Origin of the sequence: Pseudomonas sp. P8_241, assembly GCF_034008315.1 — a bacterium.
In the GTDB taxonomy this organism is placed as follows: domain Bacteria; phylum Pseudomonadota; class Gammaproteobacteria; order Pseudomonadales; family Pseudomonadaceae; genus Aquipseudomonas.
In genome coordinates this window covers 1,755,607-1,771,884 of the sequence record NZ_CP125377.1, presented here as the reverse complement: position 1 = coordinate 1,771,884, position 16,278 = coordinate 1,755,607, and the positions used below count along the sequence as shown (strand labels likewise).

Annotated in this window: 15 protein-coding genes; 3 read left to right on the top strand and 12 right to left on the bottom strand. The window is 52.3% G+C overall.

The features are described 5' to 3' along the window. Window positions 1–10: 10 nt before the first annotated feature. Genes kdpB through kdpF form a run of 3 tightly spaced genes read right to left on the bottom strand, consistent with a single transcriptional unit; the run spans window position 11 to window position 3,871 of the window. The gene (gene kdpB, locus QMK58_RS07980) at window positions 11–2,068 is read right to left on the bottom strand and encodes a potassium-transporting ATPase subunit KdpB (protein ID WP_053161723.1); all 2,058 of its coding nucleotides are present in this window, start codon (window positions 2,066–2,068) and stop codon (window positions 11–13) included. Between the two features lie 10 nt (window positions 2,069–2,078). Then, complete coding sequence (gene kdpA, locus QMK58_RS07975) at window positions 2,079–3,773, bottom strand: potassium-transporting ATPase subunit KdpA (protein WP_320396121.1); 1,695 nt, start codon at window positions 3,771–3,773, stop codon at window positions 2,079–2,081. 8 nt (window positions 3,774–3,781) lie between these two features. Beyond that, a complete protein-coding gene (kdpF, locus tag QMK58_RS07970) occupies window positions 3,782–3,871 on the bottom strand; it encodes a K(+)-transporting ATPase subunit F (protein ID WP_007963673.1) in 90 nt (29 codons plus the stop codon). A gap of 195 nt (window positions 3,872–4,066) precedes the next feature. Here kdpF and rfbC point away from each other — a divergent pair, with 195 nt between their 5' ends. The 3 genes from rfbC to QMK58_RS07955 all read left to right on the top strand — a co-directional run bounded on the left by rfbC (window position 4,067) and on the right by QMK58_RS07955 (window position 5,768). Beyond that, window positions 4,067–4,612: a dTDP-4-dehydrorhamnose 3,5-epimerase gene (gene rfbC / locus QMK58_RS07965; protein ID WP_053161728.1), complete on the top strand. Its 546-nt coding sequence runs from the start codon at window positions 4,067–4,069 to the stop codon at window positions 4,610–4,612. Window positions 4,613–4,852: 240 nt separating this feature from the next. Then, the gene (locus QMK58_RS07960; protein ID WP_079246726.1) at window positions 4,853–5,020 is read left to right on the top strand and encodes a DUF2897 family protein; all 168 of its coding nucleotides are present in this window, start codon (window positions 4,853–4,855) and stop codon (window positions 5,018–5,020) included. Between the two features lie 190 nt (window positions 5,021–5,210). Next, window positions 5,211–5,768, top strand: coding sequence for a TetR/AcrR family transcriptional regulator (locus QMK58_RS07955; RefSeq protein ID WP_053161730.1), 558 nt, complete (start codon window positions 5,211–5,213; stop codon window positions 5,766–5,768). Here the strand turns inward: QMK58_RS07955 and fabF are convergent. The 9 genes from fabF to QMK58_RS07910 all read right to left on the bottom strand — a co-directional run bounded on the left by fabF (window position 5,765) and on the right by QMK58_RS07910 (window position 16,013). Continuing rightward, window positions 5,765–7,039 carry a beta-ketoacyl-ACP synthase II gene (gene fabF, locus QMK58_RS07950; RefSeq protein ID WP_053161731.1) on the bottom strand — a complete coding sequence of 425 codons (1,275 nt, stop codon included), beginning with the start codon at window positions 7,037–7,039 and terminating at the stop codon, window positions 5,765–5,767. The two genes, QMK58_RS07955 and fabF, sit on opposite strands and share 4 nt — an antisense overlap. 32 nt (window positions 7,040–7,071) lie before the next feature. Then, window positions 7,072–7,866, bottom strand: coding sequence for an SDR family NAD(P)-dependent oxidoreductase (locus QMK58_RS07945; protein ID WP_053161733.1), 795 nt, complete (start codon window positions 7,864–7,866; stop codon window positions 7,072–7,074). Window positions 7,867–8,329: 463 nt separating this feature from the next. Next, window positions 8,330–8,662: a ComEA family DNA-binding protein gene (locus QMK58_RS07940; RefSeq protein WP_053161735.1), complete on the bottom strand. Its 333-nt coding sequence runs from the start codon at window positions 8,660–8,662 to the stop codon at window positions 8,330–8,332. 500 nt (window positions 8,663–9,162) lie between these two features. After that, window positions 9,163–10,188, bottom strand: coding sequence for an acyltransferase (locus QMK58_RS07935; protein WP_320396120.1), 1,026 nt, complete (start codon window positions 10,186–10,188; stop codon window positions 9,163–9,165). Window positions 10,189–10,639: 451 nt separating this feature from the next. Beyond that, window positions 10,640–11,122, bottom strand: coding sequence for an acyltransferase (locus tag QMK58_RS07930; RefSeq protein WP_053161738.1), 483 nt, complete (start codon window positions 11,120–11,122; stop codon window positions 10,640–10,642). Between the two features lie 214 nt (window positions 11,123–11,336). Next, the gene (locus tag QMK58_RS07925) at window positions 11,337–13,334 is read right to left on the bottom strand and encodes a polysaccharide biosynthesis protein (RefSeq protein ID WP_172681850.1); all 1,998 of its coding nucleotides are present in this window, start codon (window positions 13,332–13,334) and stop codon (window positions 11,337–11,339) included. A 201-nt stretch (window positions 13,335–13,535) separates the two neighbouring features. After that, a complete protein-coding gene (locus tag QMK58_RS07920; RefSeq protein ID WP_053161740.1) occupies window positions 13,536–14,096 on the bottom strand; it encodes a sugar transferase in 561 nt (186 codons plus the stop codon). Window positions 14,097–14,127: 31 nt separating this feature from the next. After that, window positions 14,128–15,213: an acyltransferase gene (locus tag QMK58_RS07915; RefSeq protein WP_320396119.1), complete on the bottom strand. Its 1,086-nt coding sequence runs from the start codon at window positions 15,211–15,213 to the stop codon at window positions 14,128–14,130. 20 nt (window positions 15,214–15,233) lie between these two features. Then, window positions 15,234–16,013, bottom strand: coding sequence for an NAD-dependent epimerase/dehydratase family protein (locus tag QMK58_RS07910; RefSeq protein ID WP_320396521.1), 780 nt, complete (start codon window positions 16,011–16,013; stop codon window positions 15,234–15,236). Window positions 16,014–16,278 lie beyond the last annotated feature (265 nt).

Below are 16,278 nucleotides of genomic sequence, written 5' to 3'. Positions count from 1 at the left end.
GGGTGTCAGGTCAAACCAGATGCAACGCCGTCAACAGCATGTCGATGGCCTTGATACCCACGAACGGCACCGCAATCCCGCCCAGTCCGTAGATCAACAGATTGCGTCGCAGCAACGCCGCCGCATTCGCCGCCTGCACGCGCACACCGCGCAGTGCCAGCGGAATCAACACCACAATGATCAGGGCGTTGAACACGATCGCCGAGAGAATCGCGCTCTGCGGACTGCTCAAGTGCATCACGTTGAGCACACCGAGTTGCGGGTAGATCGAGGCAAACAACGCCGGCAGGATGGCGAAGTATTTCGCCACGTCGTTGGCGATGGAAAAGGTCGTCAGCGCACCGCGGGTGACCAGCAATTCCTTGCCGATCTGTACCACGTCCAGCAGCTTGGTCGGATCGCTGTCGAGGTCGACCATGTTGGCGGCTTCGCGTGCGGCTTGCGTGCCATCGTTCATCGCCATGCCGACGTCTGCCTGGGCCAGTGCGGGGGCATCGTTGGCGCCATCGCCGCACATCGCTACCAGCCGGCCGTCGTTCTGCTCGTGACGAATGCGCGCCAGTTTTTTCTCCGGCGTGGCTTCGGCCAGCACGTCGTCAACGCCTGCTTCGGCGGCAATGGCGGCGGCCGTCAACGGGTTATCGCCGGTGACCATGACCGTGCGAATCCCCAGCTTGCGCAGCTCGGCGAAACGCTCGCGGATACCGGGCTTGACCACATCCTTGAGGTGTATTGCGCCGAGCAATTTGCCGTCGGCACACACCAGCAACGGAGTACCGCCGCTCTGAGCGATCTTGTCGATTTCCCGGGACAGTGCCGGTGCCAGGTCGGCGCGTTTCAGGCCGACGAAGGCCAGCAACGAATCCACTGCACCTTTACGATAAACCCGGCCCTGATAGTCGACCCCGGACAAGCGAGTCTCGGCACTGAACGGCACGGCTGTCAGCAGATCAGCGCAGGGTTCCGGTTGCGGATGAAGCCCGCGCAGGTACTCGACGATGGATTTACCCTCAGCGGTGTCATCGGCCAGTGAGGCGAACAGCGCACCTTCAGCCAGTTCCCTGGCAGTCACGCCCGGCGCGGCATACACCGCTGAACAACGACGGTTACCAAAGGTGATGGTGCCGGTCTTGTCCAACAGCAGGACGTGCACGTCGCCCGCCGCTTCCACTGCCCGACCTGATTTTGCAATCACGTTCAGGCGCACCAGACGGTCCATCCCGGCGATACCGATGGCCGACAGCAAACCACCGATGGTGGTCGGAATCAGCGTCACCAACAGCGCCACCAGAAACACCAGCGGCAGACTGCCATTCGCGAAATGGGCGAACGGTTGCAGGGTGACGACCACCAGCAGGAAGATCAGGGTCAGGCCGATCAGCAGGATATCGAGCGCCACTTCGTTCGGGGTTTTCTGGCGCTTGGCGCCTTCGACCAGGGCGATCATGCGGTCCAGCGTCGACTCACCGGGGTTGGCGGTGATCTTCACCAGCAGCCAGTCCGAGACCAGCCGCGTATTGCCGGTGACGGCGGAGCGGTCGCCGCCGGACTCGCGGATCACGGGCGCAGATTCACCCGTGATCGCCGCTTCGTTGACCGCTGCGATACCCTCGATCACCTCGCCGTCACCGGGAATCATCTCCCCCGCTTCGACACGTACCACATCGCCTTTTCTCAAGTTGGCGGCAGGCACCACTTGAAAGCTGCCGTTACTGGTTTTACGCCGAGCGCTGAGGCCTTCGCTGCCGGCCTTGAGACTGTCGGCGCGAGCCTTGCCGCGACCTTCGGCCAAGGCTTCGGCGAAATTGGCGAACAACACCGTGAACCATAGCCACACCGCGATTTGTGCAGCGACGAAAGTTGGCACCGCCGCGTCGGGAATGAAGCACAACACCGTGGTCAGGATCGCGGTCAGTTCAACCACCAGCATCACCGGCGCGCGCTTGAGTTGCCGTGGATCGAGTTTGACGAAGGCTTGCACCAGCGCCGGACGCCAGAGGGCCGAAATCGCGGTTTTGGGTTGCTCCGACGCCTTCACGGCTACCGGTTTGATTGCAGGCATATTCATCGTCCAGTCCTCAGAAGCCCATGCTCAGATGTTCAGCGATAGGGCCTAGCGCCAGGGTCGGCAGGAACGTCAGGCCGCCCACCAGCAAAATAGTCACGGTCAATAAAGTCACGAACAGCGGACCATGGGTCGGGAAGCTGTTCTGACCAATCGGGGCGGTTTTCTTCATCGCCAGGCTGCCAGCCAGAGCCAGTACCGGAAGGATGTAGCCGAAGCGGCCGATCAACATACCCAGCCCCAACATCACGTTGTGGAACGGGGTGTTGGCACCAAAACCAGCGAACGCGGAGCCGTTGTTAGCGCTGGCCGAGGTGTAGGCGTAGAGCAACTGGCTGAAACCATGGGCACCGGGGTTGCTCACCGAGGCCACCGGCCCCGGCAGACTGGCGGCGATTGCGCCGAGCACCAGCACGCCAATCGGCATGACCATCAAGGTCAGCACCAACAGTTGCACTTCCCTCGCTTGCAGTTTCTTGCCGAGGTATTCCGGCGTGCGGCCAATCATCAGCCCCGCGAGGAATACCGCGATCAACACGTTGAGCAACATGCCGTAGAGCCCGGCGCCCACGCCACCGAAGATCACTTCGCCGACCATCATGTTGACCATCGCCACCATGCCGCTCAGGGGGTTGAGGCTGTCGTGCATGCCGTTGACCGAACCGTTGGAGGCCGCCGTGGTGGTCACCGACCACAGCACCGTGGCGGTGGTGCCGAAGCGCGATTCCTTGCCTTCGAGCGGCGCGGTCTGTTCAACGGCTACGTTGTCCAAGGTCGGATTCGGTTGATTTTCAGCCCACAGCGACGTCGCTCCGCCAATCAGAAACAGCGCAAGCATGCAGGCGATGATTGCGCGGCTCTGACGCAGGTCTTTTACGTAGTGGCCAAAGGTGAACACCAGCGCCACCGGAATCAAAATGATTGATGCGACTTCGAACAGGTTGCTCCACGCGGTCGGGTTCTCGAACGGATGCGCAGAGTTCACGCCGAAGAACCCTCCACCGTTGGTGCCCAGTTGCTTGATCGCAATCTGGCTCGCGGCCGGACCAAGCGGAATCACCTGATCGACGCCCTGCATCGTCAGCGCATTCACATATTGTGCGAAGGTTTGCGGCACCCCCTGCCAGACCAGATAAAGCGCCAGCAACAGACACAGCGGCAGCAGGCCATAGAGGGTGGCGCGGGTCATGTCGACCCAGAAGTTGCCCAGGGTTTTGGTTGACCTGCGACCGATTCCTCGACACAACGCAACCAGAACAGCGAGCCCGGTGGCCGCGCTGACAAAGTTCTGCACGGTGAGACCGACCATCTGGCTGAGGTAACTCAGGGATGCTTCACCGCTGTAGCCCTGCCAGTTAGTGTTGGTCATGAAGCTGACAGCGGTGTTGAACGCCAGCGTCCATTCCTGGCCCGGCAGGTTTTGTGGATTGAGCGGCAAGTGGCCCTGAAACACCAGGATCGCGAACAACAGCAAGAAGCCTGCAAGGTTGAACGCGAGCAAGGCCAGCGTGTATTTCTGCCAACTCTGTTCGGTTTGCGGATCAACCCCGGCCACCCGATAGCAGCCACGCTCCACCGGTCCCAGAATCGGCGTCAGCCAGGTGCGCTGACCTTCCATGACCTTGTAGTAGAAGCGCCCGAGAAACGGTGCCGGAACCAATACCACCGCGAAAAACCCAAGGATCAGCCAATAGTCATAACTGTGCATGGCCGCTCCTAGTTCCGGTCCGCGCGCAACAGCGCAACCAACAGATAAATGAACAGCCCAGCTGCCAGCAGCAGCGACACCCCGTCCAGAACGCTCATGGAAGATCTCCCAGTCACGGCGTATTGCCGCGTGTGGGGTCATTGTCGGGAGGGAGGGTGTAAAGGTGCGAGATCGAGGGGGGAGGCGGAGAATAAAGAAACCGTAAAAGAGTGAAATCCAGAGTCACCACTCGCTTAGGTGCGCACTTTGCGCAAGAATGTCGGCCATTGATGTCCTTTGCTGGAGAATCACCCATGAATGTAATCACCACCGACCTGCCCGGTGTTCTGATCATCGAACCGAAGGTATTTGGTGATGAAAGAGGCTTCTTTTATGAAAGCTTCAATGCCAAGGCTTTTGAAGATGCGACTGGCCTGAATACTCAATTCGTTCAGGACAATCATTCGCGCTCGCAAAAAGGCGTATTGCGCGGCCTGCACTACCAGCTGGAAAACACTCAAGGCAAATTGGTTAGAGTGACCGTGGGTGAAGTACTCGACGTTGCAGTCGATATCCGCCGCAGCTCGCCACACTTCGGCAAGTGGGTCGCTGTACGACTGTCGGCCGAGAACCATCGCCAGTTATGGGTTCCGGAAGGTTTCGCCCACGGTTTCGTGGTGCTGAGTGATTTCGCCGAATTCCTGTATAAGACCACTGACTACTACACTCCTTCCGCCGAGCGCAGCATTCGTTGGGATGACCCGGACCTGGCCATCGACTGGCAGCTCAGCGAAGTACCGCAACTGTCGGCAAAAGACCAGGCTGCAACGTACTTCAAGGAGGCCGAGGTTTTTTCCTGAAACCCGGATTTCCAGGCTTCAACTGATGGGCCAGTGAACCTCATGCTGGCCGCGCAATTTGCGCGCCGGAGCGCCGATGGATGCAATGTTGCCCAGACGTTGAAAGCCCTTCGGTGAACCTTGAATAACAGGCATAGAATGGTGGTGATTGCGATGGAACTGCGATGAAGCCCCATTACTCAAAGTGGTATGCACAAATGGTCGGCGAACCCTCGCCTGCCTGCTTTCAAGGAGAGTCCTATGCCCTGGTATGCCTGGTTGATTCTGGTCGTTGCCATTGGCTCGATCGTTGGCGGTTTGATGATGCTGCGTGACACAGCCAACAAAGTCGAACTTACCGAAGAGCAACGTAAACGCGTCGCGGAACGCAATGCGGAAATGGACGCCAAGGAAGCGCAGGACCGCTGAACGAAAAACCCGCCAACAATGGCGGGTTTTTTATTGCGCTGCATATTTTGAAAGAATCTCATCATTCGTTGCAGGCTAATCACCGGTTTGGACCAAGATCGAAGCATCTGCATGCTTTTTAGAAGTAGAAGTACAGTCACCATCCAATTTTCATTGGTTAATATGTTGCGCATTGATGTGGAGATATCAGATGCGTTACTCGCAGGACCATAAAGCCCAAACCCACAAACGCATCATCAAGGAAGCTTCGGCGCGATTTCGACGCGACGGTATCGGCGCGACCGGCCTGCAACCGTTGATGAAAGCATTGGGTTTAACTCACGGGGGCTTTTACTCGCACTTCAAGTCCAAGGACGAACTGGTTGAAAAGGCGTTACAAGAAGCCGGCGAGCAGGTAGACGGCTTGTGTGCGCAACTGTTCTCCGAGGAGCAACCCCTCGAAGCTTTTATTGACGCCTACTTGTCCGAATGGCATCAAACCTCACCTCATGAAGGCTGCCCGTTGCTGACCATTTCTTCGGAACTGGGCCTTCGCGGCCAACCGAGCCCAACGAGCGATATGGTGCTCAAGGCTCGACTGGATCAAATCGAAAGTACGCTGGAAGGACAGCATGCCGCCGATCGCAGCATCGTGATCATGTCTACGCTGGTCGGCGCCTTGTTGTTATCGCGCAGCGTCGCTGATGCCGAGTTTGCCCAGCAAATTCTCGACGTCACACGCCGATACCTGAAAAGAACTCAGGATTAATCCCGCCAACGTTTGAACAGCACGCTGGCGTTCACGCCGCCGAATCCGAATCCATTGGACAAGGCATATTCGATCGTCATGGGTCGAGGCTGACCGTGAACGATGTCGACGCCCTCAGCCGCAGGGTCGGGATTTTCGAGATTGAGAGTGGCAGGGACAATCTGATCTCGGATCGCCAGCAGCGTGAATATCGCCTCGATCCCGCCGGCTGCACCGAGTAAATGGCCGGTGGCCGACTTGGTCGACGTGACGGCAATCTTCTTGTCCGAACCAAACAACGACTTGATGGCAGCCAACTCGCCAAGATCCCCTACCGGCGTCGACGTTGCGTGGGCATTGAGATGCTGCACCTGTGTCGCAGCAATGCCCGCCTGAGCCAACGCCAGCGACATGGCCCGGCGAGCACCGCTGCCATCTTCAGGCCCTGCCGTCAGGTGATAGGCGTCGGCGCTGGTGCCATAGCCGACCAACTCTGCCAATGGCTGGGCACCGCGGGCGAGCGCGTGATCCAGAGATTCGATAACCAGCAATCCAGCGCCCTCACCCATGACGAACCCGTCACGCGCGCTGTCGAACGGTCGAGAGGCTCGTTCCGGGGTTTCGTTGTAGCCGCTGGACAAAGCACGCGCCGCCGCAAATCCAGCAAGACTGACCCGGTCGATTGCGGCTTCTGTGCCCCCACAGACCGCAATGTCTGCCTCCCCGGCGCGAATCAAACGCGCGGCATCGCCGATGGCCTGTACTCCGGCTGCGCAAGCGGTAACTGGCGCGCCCAGTGGACCTTTAAAGCCATGTGCTATCGAGACATGGCCGGCCGCCAGATTCACCAGAAAAGAAGGAATGGTGAACGGTGACAAACGTCGCGGTCCACGGCTGTCAGTCGTGCGTACCGCGTCTGCAATCGCGCCGAAACCACCCACTCCGGAACCGATGATCGTCGCCGTGCGCTCCTGGGCACAAGCTTCCAGCGCCTGCCAACCGGCCTGGTTAAGCGCCTGACGAGCAGCCTCCATCGCAAACAGAATGAATCGATCCATTTTCTTCTGTTCTTTAGGCGGTGTTGCTAGGTCCGGGTCAAAACCTGCCTCGGCATCCTCCGCCGAGGTCGGCACTATTCCGCCGACCTTGGCCGGCAAATCGGCACTCACCTCGGCTGGCAAATTCCGCAAACCTGAACGTCCTGCCAACAAACGTCCCCAAACAGCTTCGACACCGCTGCCCAACGGAGACACCAGGCCCATGCCCGTCACAACCACTCGACGATCACTCATACCGCATACACCTCAAGCTAATGGAGGATGCCTCACTTGTAACGTGCGGCAGATGTGCTTTTGGAAAGATTTGGCGCAAGAACCAAGCGCGCGGCAACGAATGCGTCCCAATCGGCTGCGTCCGGCAGGGATGGAATGGTGACCAGTTCACCTTGATCCAGGCCGGCCAGGGCGGCATCGACCATCTCGCCCGCCTCCATAACCATATCTGCCGGAATTTGTGAGGCGTCGATACCGGAGCGCTCCCAGATTTCAGTACGCGTGACACCTGGCAGAACGGCTTGAATCTTGACGCCGGTGCCGTCCAGTTCGGCGTTCAAAGACTGGGTTAGACTCAGTACATAAGCCTTGCTGGCGCTATACGTTGCATTGAAACGCTCGGGAAACAACGCAACCACAGATGCGATGTTGATGATTGTCCCCCGACCGGCCTTTGCAAAACTGGCGGCTGCCGCCGACGCCAATCGCGTGACAGTCGTGACGTTCAATTGAATCATTCGCTCAAGCTGGTCGGTATCGGCATTACCCAACAAGCCATCGGCTGCAATACCGGCATTGTTCAGCAACAGACTGATGCTTGAATCGCTGCGCAATCGCTGCTCAAGCTTCAGCACCTCCTCCTTCTCTATCAGATCCGCCTTGAATACCTCAACCTGGATCCCATACTCGGCGCGCAACTTACTTGCCGTCGCCTCAAGTCGGTCAAAATCTCGGGCGACCAACAACAAATCAAAGCCACGCGCCGCCAATCGCTGCGCATAAACCGCCCCGATACCGGAAGAAGCGCCGGTAACGAGGGCTGTACCTTGGGGCTGGACTGAATTCATGACTGGGCTCCTGTGGAACGCTTGATGAAACCAGGCGCTTGAATCTCAACACGCCTCGCCGAAACGCTAATATATTATAGGCATAATCCAAATTAAATATGATATACGTAATTTTTAAAATGCCGACGGGTGGTGCATCCGCCCAGCGCCCAGCGGAATCGAGAGGAGGAGACATTTACGCCCGCGGCCCTCTGACTCGCCATAAATACGGTTCCGAATACACCGGCCAGAATATGCGAACACGTTCGTTTCAAACCTAACACCTGGACAAGATCCAGTGCATCCCATCATTTCTATGGTCTACCTGGATTCAATAGATTCTTCCGTGTTCCACCATGAACATAGAGCGTTGAAGGTTAACTCCTTTCAGGCGCAACCTCGCACCTCGCTAGCCACAGACGCACCATAGCCTCTCGCACATGCAAAAAGGCCGGACAATGACCGGCCCATAAAGCTGATTAGGTTAGTTCAGCCGAAGTCGCTCGCGATTTTTATCGAGAATGGCTTTGCCAATCCCTTTGACTTCCAGCAATTCGTCGATCGAGGCAAACGGTCCATTGCCTTCACGATAAGCAACAATTGCATTAGCCTTGGCCTCCCCGATACCTGTTAACTCCCTTTGCAACGTCGCTGCATCGGCTGTATTAAGGTCGACCGTTGAAGATTGTGAACCCGCTGTCATTGCCACTACTGGGGGACTTGCCGTCTCTGGCCCGACTGCTGGCGCGGCGTGAGTCGCGATCGAGACACTGGTGAGCAAGGCAAAAAACAGCGAATAAAAGTAACCAATACGCATAGTACGCTCCATAACATCGTTTGAGGAAAGCCGCTTTTCCAAAGCAGCCTCCCAAACTTAGGCGTTGACCGGGTTCTGTCAAAACTGTGTCCGTTACGGAATGTGAATACGCAGAGGTCGAGTCGACGATGTCAATAGGCCCTATGGGCCGCCTTGCGCTCGTGGGTATAGCCAATACCGCTTCTGCGAAGTTGATGGCCAGTCTGGGAATAATCATGATTTTTGATGTCAGCAAGAGTGCTACGCGTGCCCGGTGTTTTCCTCATGAATCTATCAGTCGAAGCGACGAGCAATCGCACCAGTTCGTGGCTGAGTTTTTTTGGTAGCAACAAGATAAGCGAGTCAGCTGGCTCCTCCCCTACTGCCACCCACTGTCTACATCCGCCTGTTATCGTTGCTGAGTCGAAATAGCAACGGAGAACGCGACTCTGGCGCCCAAAATTTAAATAGTCCCAGCAAACAGCAATACCGTTCTATTTTGGAATTTTCAACCCCACTATTTATATAATTTTCCTGAACGGCTGGAATATTCTTGCGGCGTAGACAGGAACAAGGGACAGGAGAAAGATCGAAATAGATAAAACAGGAATCACCCAGAGCATGGATTGTTGTTCGATGAACGAACCATAAATCAGGCTAAATCTATTCATGACAAACACATGAATACAGTAAATACCGAGAGTGCATCCCGACAGCACGCTTAGTGAATGGGAGTATTTACCCATACGCGACCCCATCACGATTAACAATTTAAAAGCAGAAAGTGAAGCAAAAACGACGACCGGAGAAAGATAAGAGTAAAATAACTGATTAGGTGCACCCTCACCAACAGACAAAGCATACGTAAATACAGCGGTTAGAACACTGCAAAAAATAAAAATAACACTCTCTTTCATCACAGAGATCGATCGCCCCTGACTTCCAACTTGATCAAAAGCGAAAGCACCAAGAAAGACGTAACCTACTAACCCAACAAACGATGACAAGCCGTATACACTAGACAAATCACCCATCGCCGGATAAAAATAAGATAACAAAGGAATTACACAGGCGACAACCATCCAAATAACCAGATATAATCTTCTTTCCAGATTGCTGGAATTGATAAATATTTTTGACATAAAAGGGATAAAAAGATAAATCCCTACAAGCGCATACAGATACCATAAGTGATAATAAACTGGGCCCTTAAGTATTGCGATCAAGGAATCAAAAAAACCTCCGTACCCGATACCCATGGTACTTTTCCAGATCGCGTAAAATGCTGACCAAAATAGCAACGGGGGAAATATCCTCAAAAAACGTTTCTTGTAAAAGACCAAAGCGTTTTCTGTCCTGCAAAGTAGCAATGCGCCAGAAATCATCAAGAAAATGGGCACGCATGACCTTACAAAGGAGTCGTAAACATTCGAGTAAATCCAGTTATAATCAAATACAACAACACCGCTTGCTGACACATGTAAAAAAACAACCATCAAGCAAGCAACAACCCTGGCAAAATCAAGACCAACGCTTAAGTTTTTCAATATTACATCCCCTGACAATAACAGGATAAATATAACGAAATTGTGATTCCGGAGGTAATCTGGACCAGTCTAGAAGCTTACTTATAAGGTAATTTACGCGCCCAACTCCATATTCGCTGTGAGCAACAATCCCAAAAGCCACCTCGTATCTTGGAAAAGACGTCCATTCTTAATGTTCCATTTTAGCGCTTGTCTTTTATCCCGCTGCGTTGCTACAACTGTTATGCTTCGGGCAACCAGAAGTTATTTGATGATATCGAACCAGGATGGGTTGTTTTGACCATGGTCTATTCAGACCTCATCAAATACGTATCAATCCTCTACCAACGACCAGGTAACGGATTGGGAATTCGAAGCCTAATTAACATAATTACGGAAATACAACATTACCGTATACTTAGCAAAAAATCGTTACCTTTAAAAGCCGTTTAGCATTGATCAACTTAATCAATCAAACCCGATCGGCGTCTTTCACCAACCCTACAACTTTCGCTGGACAACCAACTACCAAGCAGTTATCCGGAACATCTCTGGTAACTACAGCCCCTGCCGCCACCATGGCATTTGCACCGATGGTGATGCCGGGCAGAATGGTGCAGTTCGCGCCAAGTGATGCTCCTCGTTTCACCGTCGTGCGCAAAAATTTTTCTGGGTAGACCTTGCTGCGCGGAGCCATATCGTTTGTAAAGGTCACATTAGGACCGATAAAAACATCATGTTCGAGTTCCACGCCGTCCCATAGCTGAACGCCGCACTTGATTGTCACCCGATCACCTACGACAACGTCGTTCTCAATAAAAACGTGATCACAGATATTGCAGTCTGCGCCTATTACTGCACCGGGGAGCACGTGAGTGAAGGCCCACACTTTAGTGCGTGCACCTATTTTATTTGATTCACAAAGCGCGCCTGGGTGAACAAAAAAATCATCCATTGCTGTTTCTCCTAAGCAATTAGAATGTCTACACTCATATATGTAGGCTGCTTAAAGGCTTTGTCCCTAGGACATCAAAAGGCTTGTACGCAAGCAGCCCCGACTTTGATCACTACCAACCGCAAGCCAATCCCCCAGCGATCAAAGCGTTTGAGCACGTCGCCGGGCAGCATTCGCTTCGACTGTCTGGGTTTCATCGACTCTGCACGGAGGATTAGGGTTCGAGTCGACGTTGCTGATAGATCCAGTCGACGATTTCTCCATCGGGGGCATAGCCACTAACGGTATCGCGCAGTAACTGACGAACTCTGGCATAGTCATCCAGCTCAACCGCTGCAAGCAATTCAGTTAGCTTGGCCTTCAGCACGTCCCAAGCGAGATAATCTTCATTTGCACTCATGATCATCGGATGCTGGGTTGCTGCCACATTGTCACCAATCAGCAACTCTTCATAAAGCTTTTCGCCGGGACGAAGACCTGTAAATTCAATCGAGATGTCGCCATGGAGGTTCTTGTCCGAACGAATGCTCAAACCGGAAAGGTGAATCATCTTCTCCGCCAACTCGACTATCTTGACCGGCTCCCCCATGTCCAGCACGAACACATCACCACCGCGCCCCATCGACCCAGCTTGAATCACTAGTTGTGCCGCCTCGGGGATGGTCATGAAGTAGCGAGTGATTTTCGGATGAGTGACGGTCAACGGTCCGCCCGATTTGATCTGACTGTGAAACAGTGGAATCACAGAGCCAGAAGAACCAAGCACATTACCGAAACGCACCATAGTGAAACGGGTTTTATTGACTCGAGAGACGTTCCCTTTATCACCGAACAAGATCGGCGCAACCTCCCGACTGAGCGCCTGAAGAGTCAATTCAGCAAGGCGCTTTGTACTACCCATCACATTGGTCGGGCGTACTGCCTTGTCCGTGGAAATCAATACGAAATTAGAAACACCTGCTTCTAACGCAGCCTGCGCTGTATTGAGCGTGCCGATCACGTTATTCAGCACGCCTTCGGCAATATTGTGTTCAACCATAGGAACATGTTTGTAAGCAGCGGCGTGATAAACCGTGCTTACACGCCAGGTGTTCATGATGTCGAGCAACTTAACCTGATTGCGAACGGAACCAAGGATAGGTACAAGACGCAAAGACAATGACTCCCGCGCCAGTCGTCTTTCAAGTTCTGAAAGAATGCTATAGAGATTGAACTCACTATGATCAAACATTAGAAGTACTGTGGGGCGCAGCGCTACGATCTGGCGACAGAGCTCCGAGCCAATCGAACCACCTGCTCCGGTCACAAGGACTACCTGATCCTTAATGCAATGCTCGAGCAAACTAGCTTGTGCTGGTACTGCATCTCTGCCCAAGAGGTCTGCAATATCGACCTCCTGAATATCGTCCACTTTTACTCGACCGCTGGCCAGATCCATGAAACCGGGAACACTACGCACATGCAGAGGAAAGGTTTCCAGGAACTCCAGTACCTCACGACGGCGAGCGCGTGTAGATGATGGAATGGCCAACAGTATTTCCTGAGCCCCCGTGATTTCGATCATTCGCTGAATGTCCCGAGGTTTATACACCTGAAGACCAGAAATTACGTGATTCGAAATACCTTCATCATCGTCAATGAAGGCCACTGGGCGCATAACGCGCCCCATGCGTAGCGCCGCGACCAGTTGGTTCCCAGCGGCCCCGGCGCCATATATCGAAACCTTCGGAAGTCCATCGTCGCGGTTGGTGAACGGGACATGTTGGGTTGCCGAGAACCAGTCACCCAAAAAATACTGACGCATGGCGAGCCTCAACCCCCCGACCATGATCATACTCAGCCACCAATAATTGAAAATGATCGAGCGAGGAACAACAGCTTGGTGATTACTATACCAGTATACAATAAATGATAACGTAAGGGCTGACAGGCTAACGGCTTTGATAACTGTAACTAATGCGTCATTTCCGAAATAACGCATTACGGCTCGGTACATGCCGAAACGCACAAACAGGGGAATGGCAACAATAGGAGCAGAGATAAACAGCCAAGTATGAATCCGAAACGGATTAATCATCTCGTCGATTCCCAAGCGTACGATAAACGCAAGCCATAGGGCAAACCATAAGAGAATTACGTCAGTTATAACTTGCAACAGTCGTTTATAGCTTCTTGGAAGAGCCAACAACCACCAACGCACCTTGTTAATCATCCTTACCAACCTTCATATGCAAACCCATAATCACCACAGCTTAAGCCTCAGGGCTGAACGCTGAACGCTTTTGCAAGATAGCAAAAATATCTTGCCTGCGCTTATCAAAAAACCAAGCGTGCTGAACCCATCGCAACGTCGAAATAGCTTGACTACACCAAAAAAAATCCGTCTATTTTCAGAGTCTGCAAGCGCAGAGTCTCAATGGGATACACCATCGCGACGCACGACTTTGAGAAACGTCAGGCACAATATTTTCAGGTCAAGCCATAAGGATTGCCGGGCCAAATACTCTGCATCAAATTGAACTTTGACGGGAATAGGCAGTTCGTCTCTACCATTAATCTGAGCCCAACCAGTCAGGCCAGGACGAAGCATATGAATACCTTTTTCAGTACGCTGCTGAATCAGGTCCACTTGGTTAAACAATGCGGGGCGGGGACCGACAAAACTCATATTGCCGACCAAAATACTCCATAGCTGTGGAAGTTCGTCCAAGCTGGAGCGCCTGAGAAAACCGCCGATAGGCGTCAGGTACTGATCTGGATCACTTAGAAGATGTGTCGCCACCGCCGGGGTGCCCGTACGCATAGAGCGAAATTTAGGCATCTTAAAAATTGAGTTATTGATACCAACCCTATCCGACCAGTAAAAAACAGGCCCAACAGATGTCAACTTTACAGCAATAGCAACGATTATGATCGGAACAATCAGAACGAGCAACACACAAAGTGCCAATAACAAATCGAGAAACCGCTTCATACACTTCCCTACCTTTTAAACATACTTCGAGTTATAGACGCCGCTTTTTCAACACTGCCCTGGGTGCTTTAAGCAGATTTGCCAATCCGCCCCGGTAACGCATACAGGGCTTCTCAATAAGATGCCAAGAAACCAATGCCGCCAGGAGTGAAAGTGGAAATGCCAAAGTGATCATTTGAACAGGTTGAACAAGTGGAAAATGATGCGCTATGATTTGTTGAATAGGGAAGGCGTAGATATAAACTCCAAAAGAATAATCACCAAGACGGTTATAGAACCTTGACACCTTCGACGTTGCGAACCCAACGAGAAACACAACAAAGCACCAGGCTATTATAAAAGCCTCCAGAAACCAGTTAGATCCATAAAACAAACAACACAGCAGCACGAGGACAATTACTATTGCAAGCTTGTGTCGCATTGAACTCCAAAACTGGAAGAAACTCATTCCTACAACAAATGGCAAACTCCATGTGTGTAAGCTTTTCGTTCTAAACAAGCCTGCTGCCGCTTCGCTATTGAGTACAAAAAATTTGAACAAAATATAAACGACTGTATACACAAATAGAAACCACAGGAAACGACGTGCATTACCCACAATCGAAAAATATCCAAGTACCGCTACGAGTCCGTAAAGTACCACTTCGTAATAAAGCGTCCACAACGAACCATTTACACCGGGATAAACATTATCCTCAAAAACATCCAACAATCCGAACTGAATATTTTTCAACCATAGATTATTAGTGATGTATCCATAGGTAGTTTCGCTTGAAAAATACTCTTTTACAGAAACCTCAGTGTATAGCGGACCAATCACAAACGCTGTGACGCACAATACGACCACCAAGCCTGGATAAATCCGAAGGAACCTTGCGCAAAAAAAATCGACCAGGCCAGACGACCGAGCCCAACTCAACGATATGAAATATCCAGATATCACAAAAAATGTGATAACACCTACCCCGCCGAGCGTGAAACCGAATATTGAAAATAACGGCTCCTTCTCGGAAGGCCCCAGAGACAGAGGGTAAGAATGAGACACAAGTACAAATAATGCGGCCATCATTCTGACAAGGTTAAAACTATTATTATTTTTTGACTCTGTAACAATCAAAATGAAAACCCTACGTGGCTTTATTTATTTTTATTCTTGATAGACCTAAAGTGCTTTGCAGTGATTCCAAGCCCTTCATCTACCGTCTGCGGTGGAGTCCAACCAAGCAAATGTATCGTTTCAGAAATGTCCACTTGGAGTGAACCACACAATCTTGTTGCTATATTCCGCCTAAAAATCAGCGATGCACATAATTTTATAAGCCATTCTGGAATTGGTAACAGAAGGCTATGGCTGTCCAGGAAAAATTTCAGCTTTTTAAGTAACTGCGTCGTGGATAAATCCTCACCATCACTCACAAGAAATATTTTGTTCGAGGCTTTAGGGTGATCCACGCAGTGGAGCACTAGATGTGCAAGATTAAAGGATGACACAAGGCTTCTTTTATTTTTTATCAGACCCAGTGGCAATGGTACTCCCGTCATTAACCAATTCATCATTGACGCGAAGTTGGCTTTGACACCAGGTCCATACACCAGCACAGGTCTGATGATAACAACATCCATAGCAGAGCTTTCTGACATTTTTAGAAGCGCTTGCTCCGCCTCCATCTTGGACACACCGTAGGGGTCTTGAGGCGAAGGTACATCATCAGCACGGAAAGGCACACCAGGACGCGTCGATTCACCATTCACTTTTATAGAGCTTATGTAAATGAACCTTTTGGCTCCGGCCAGTTCAGCCTCTTTTGCCAGACGCAGCGTAGCCTCGACGTTTACCGCGCGAAACGCTGCCAACGGATCGGGATCCGTCTCCGACATGACATGAACCCGAGCAGCGGAATGAATGACTACATCCACCCCGGAAAGCAGTTCAGGCCAGCCATCATAAGTAGCAATATCCCTCACCACACTGATTTGCGGCTGCCATCTACTGGAGCCGGTTTCGCGGTGATGTTGATGAGTTCAAATGACCTTCGATGTCAACAAACACGTGATCCGCACCACACCGAAAATCGGTACTACCTGTCATCAAAATTCTAGAACGCCAAGAACTCATACTTTCCTAGATAGCCAGCCTGTAAAATTTACTTAATAAGCGATTGGAACAACTCATCATATTGAG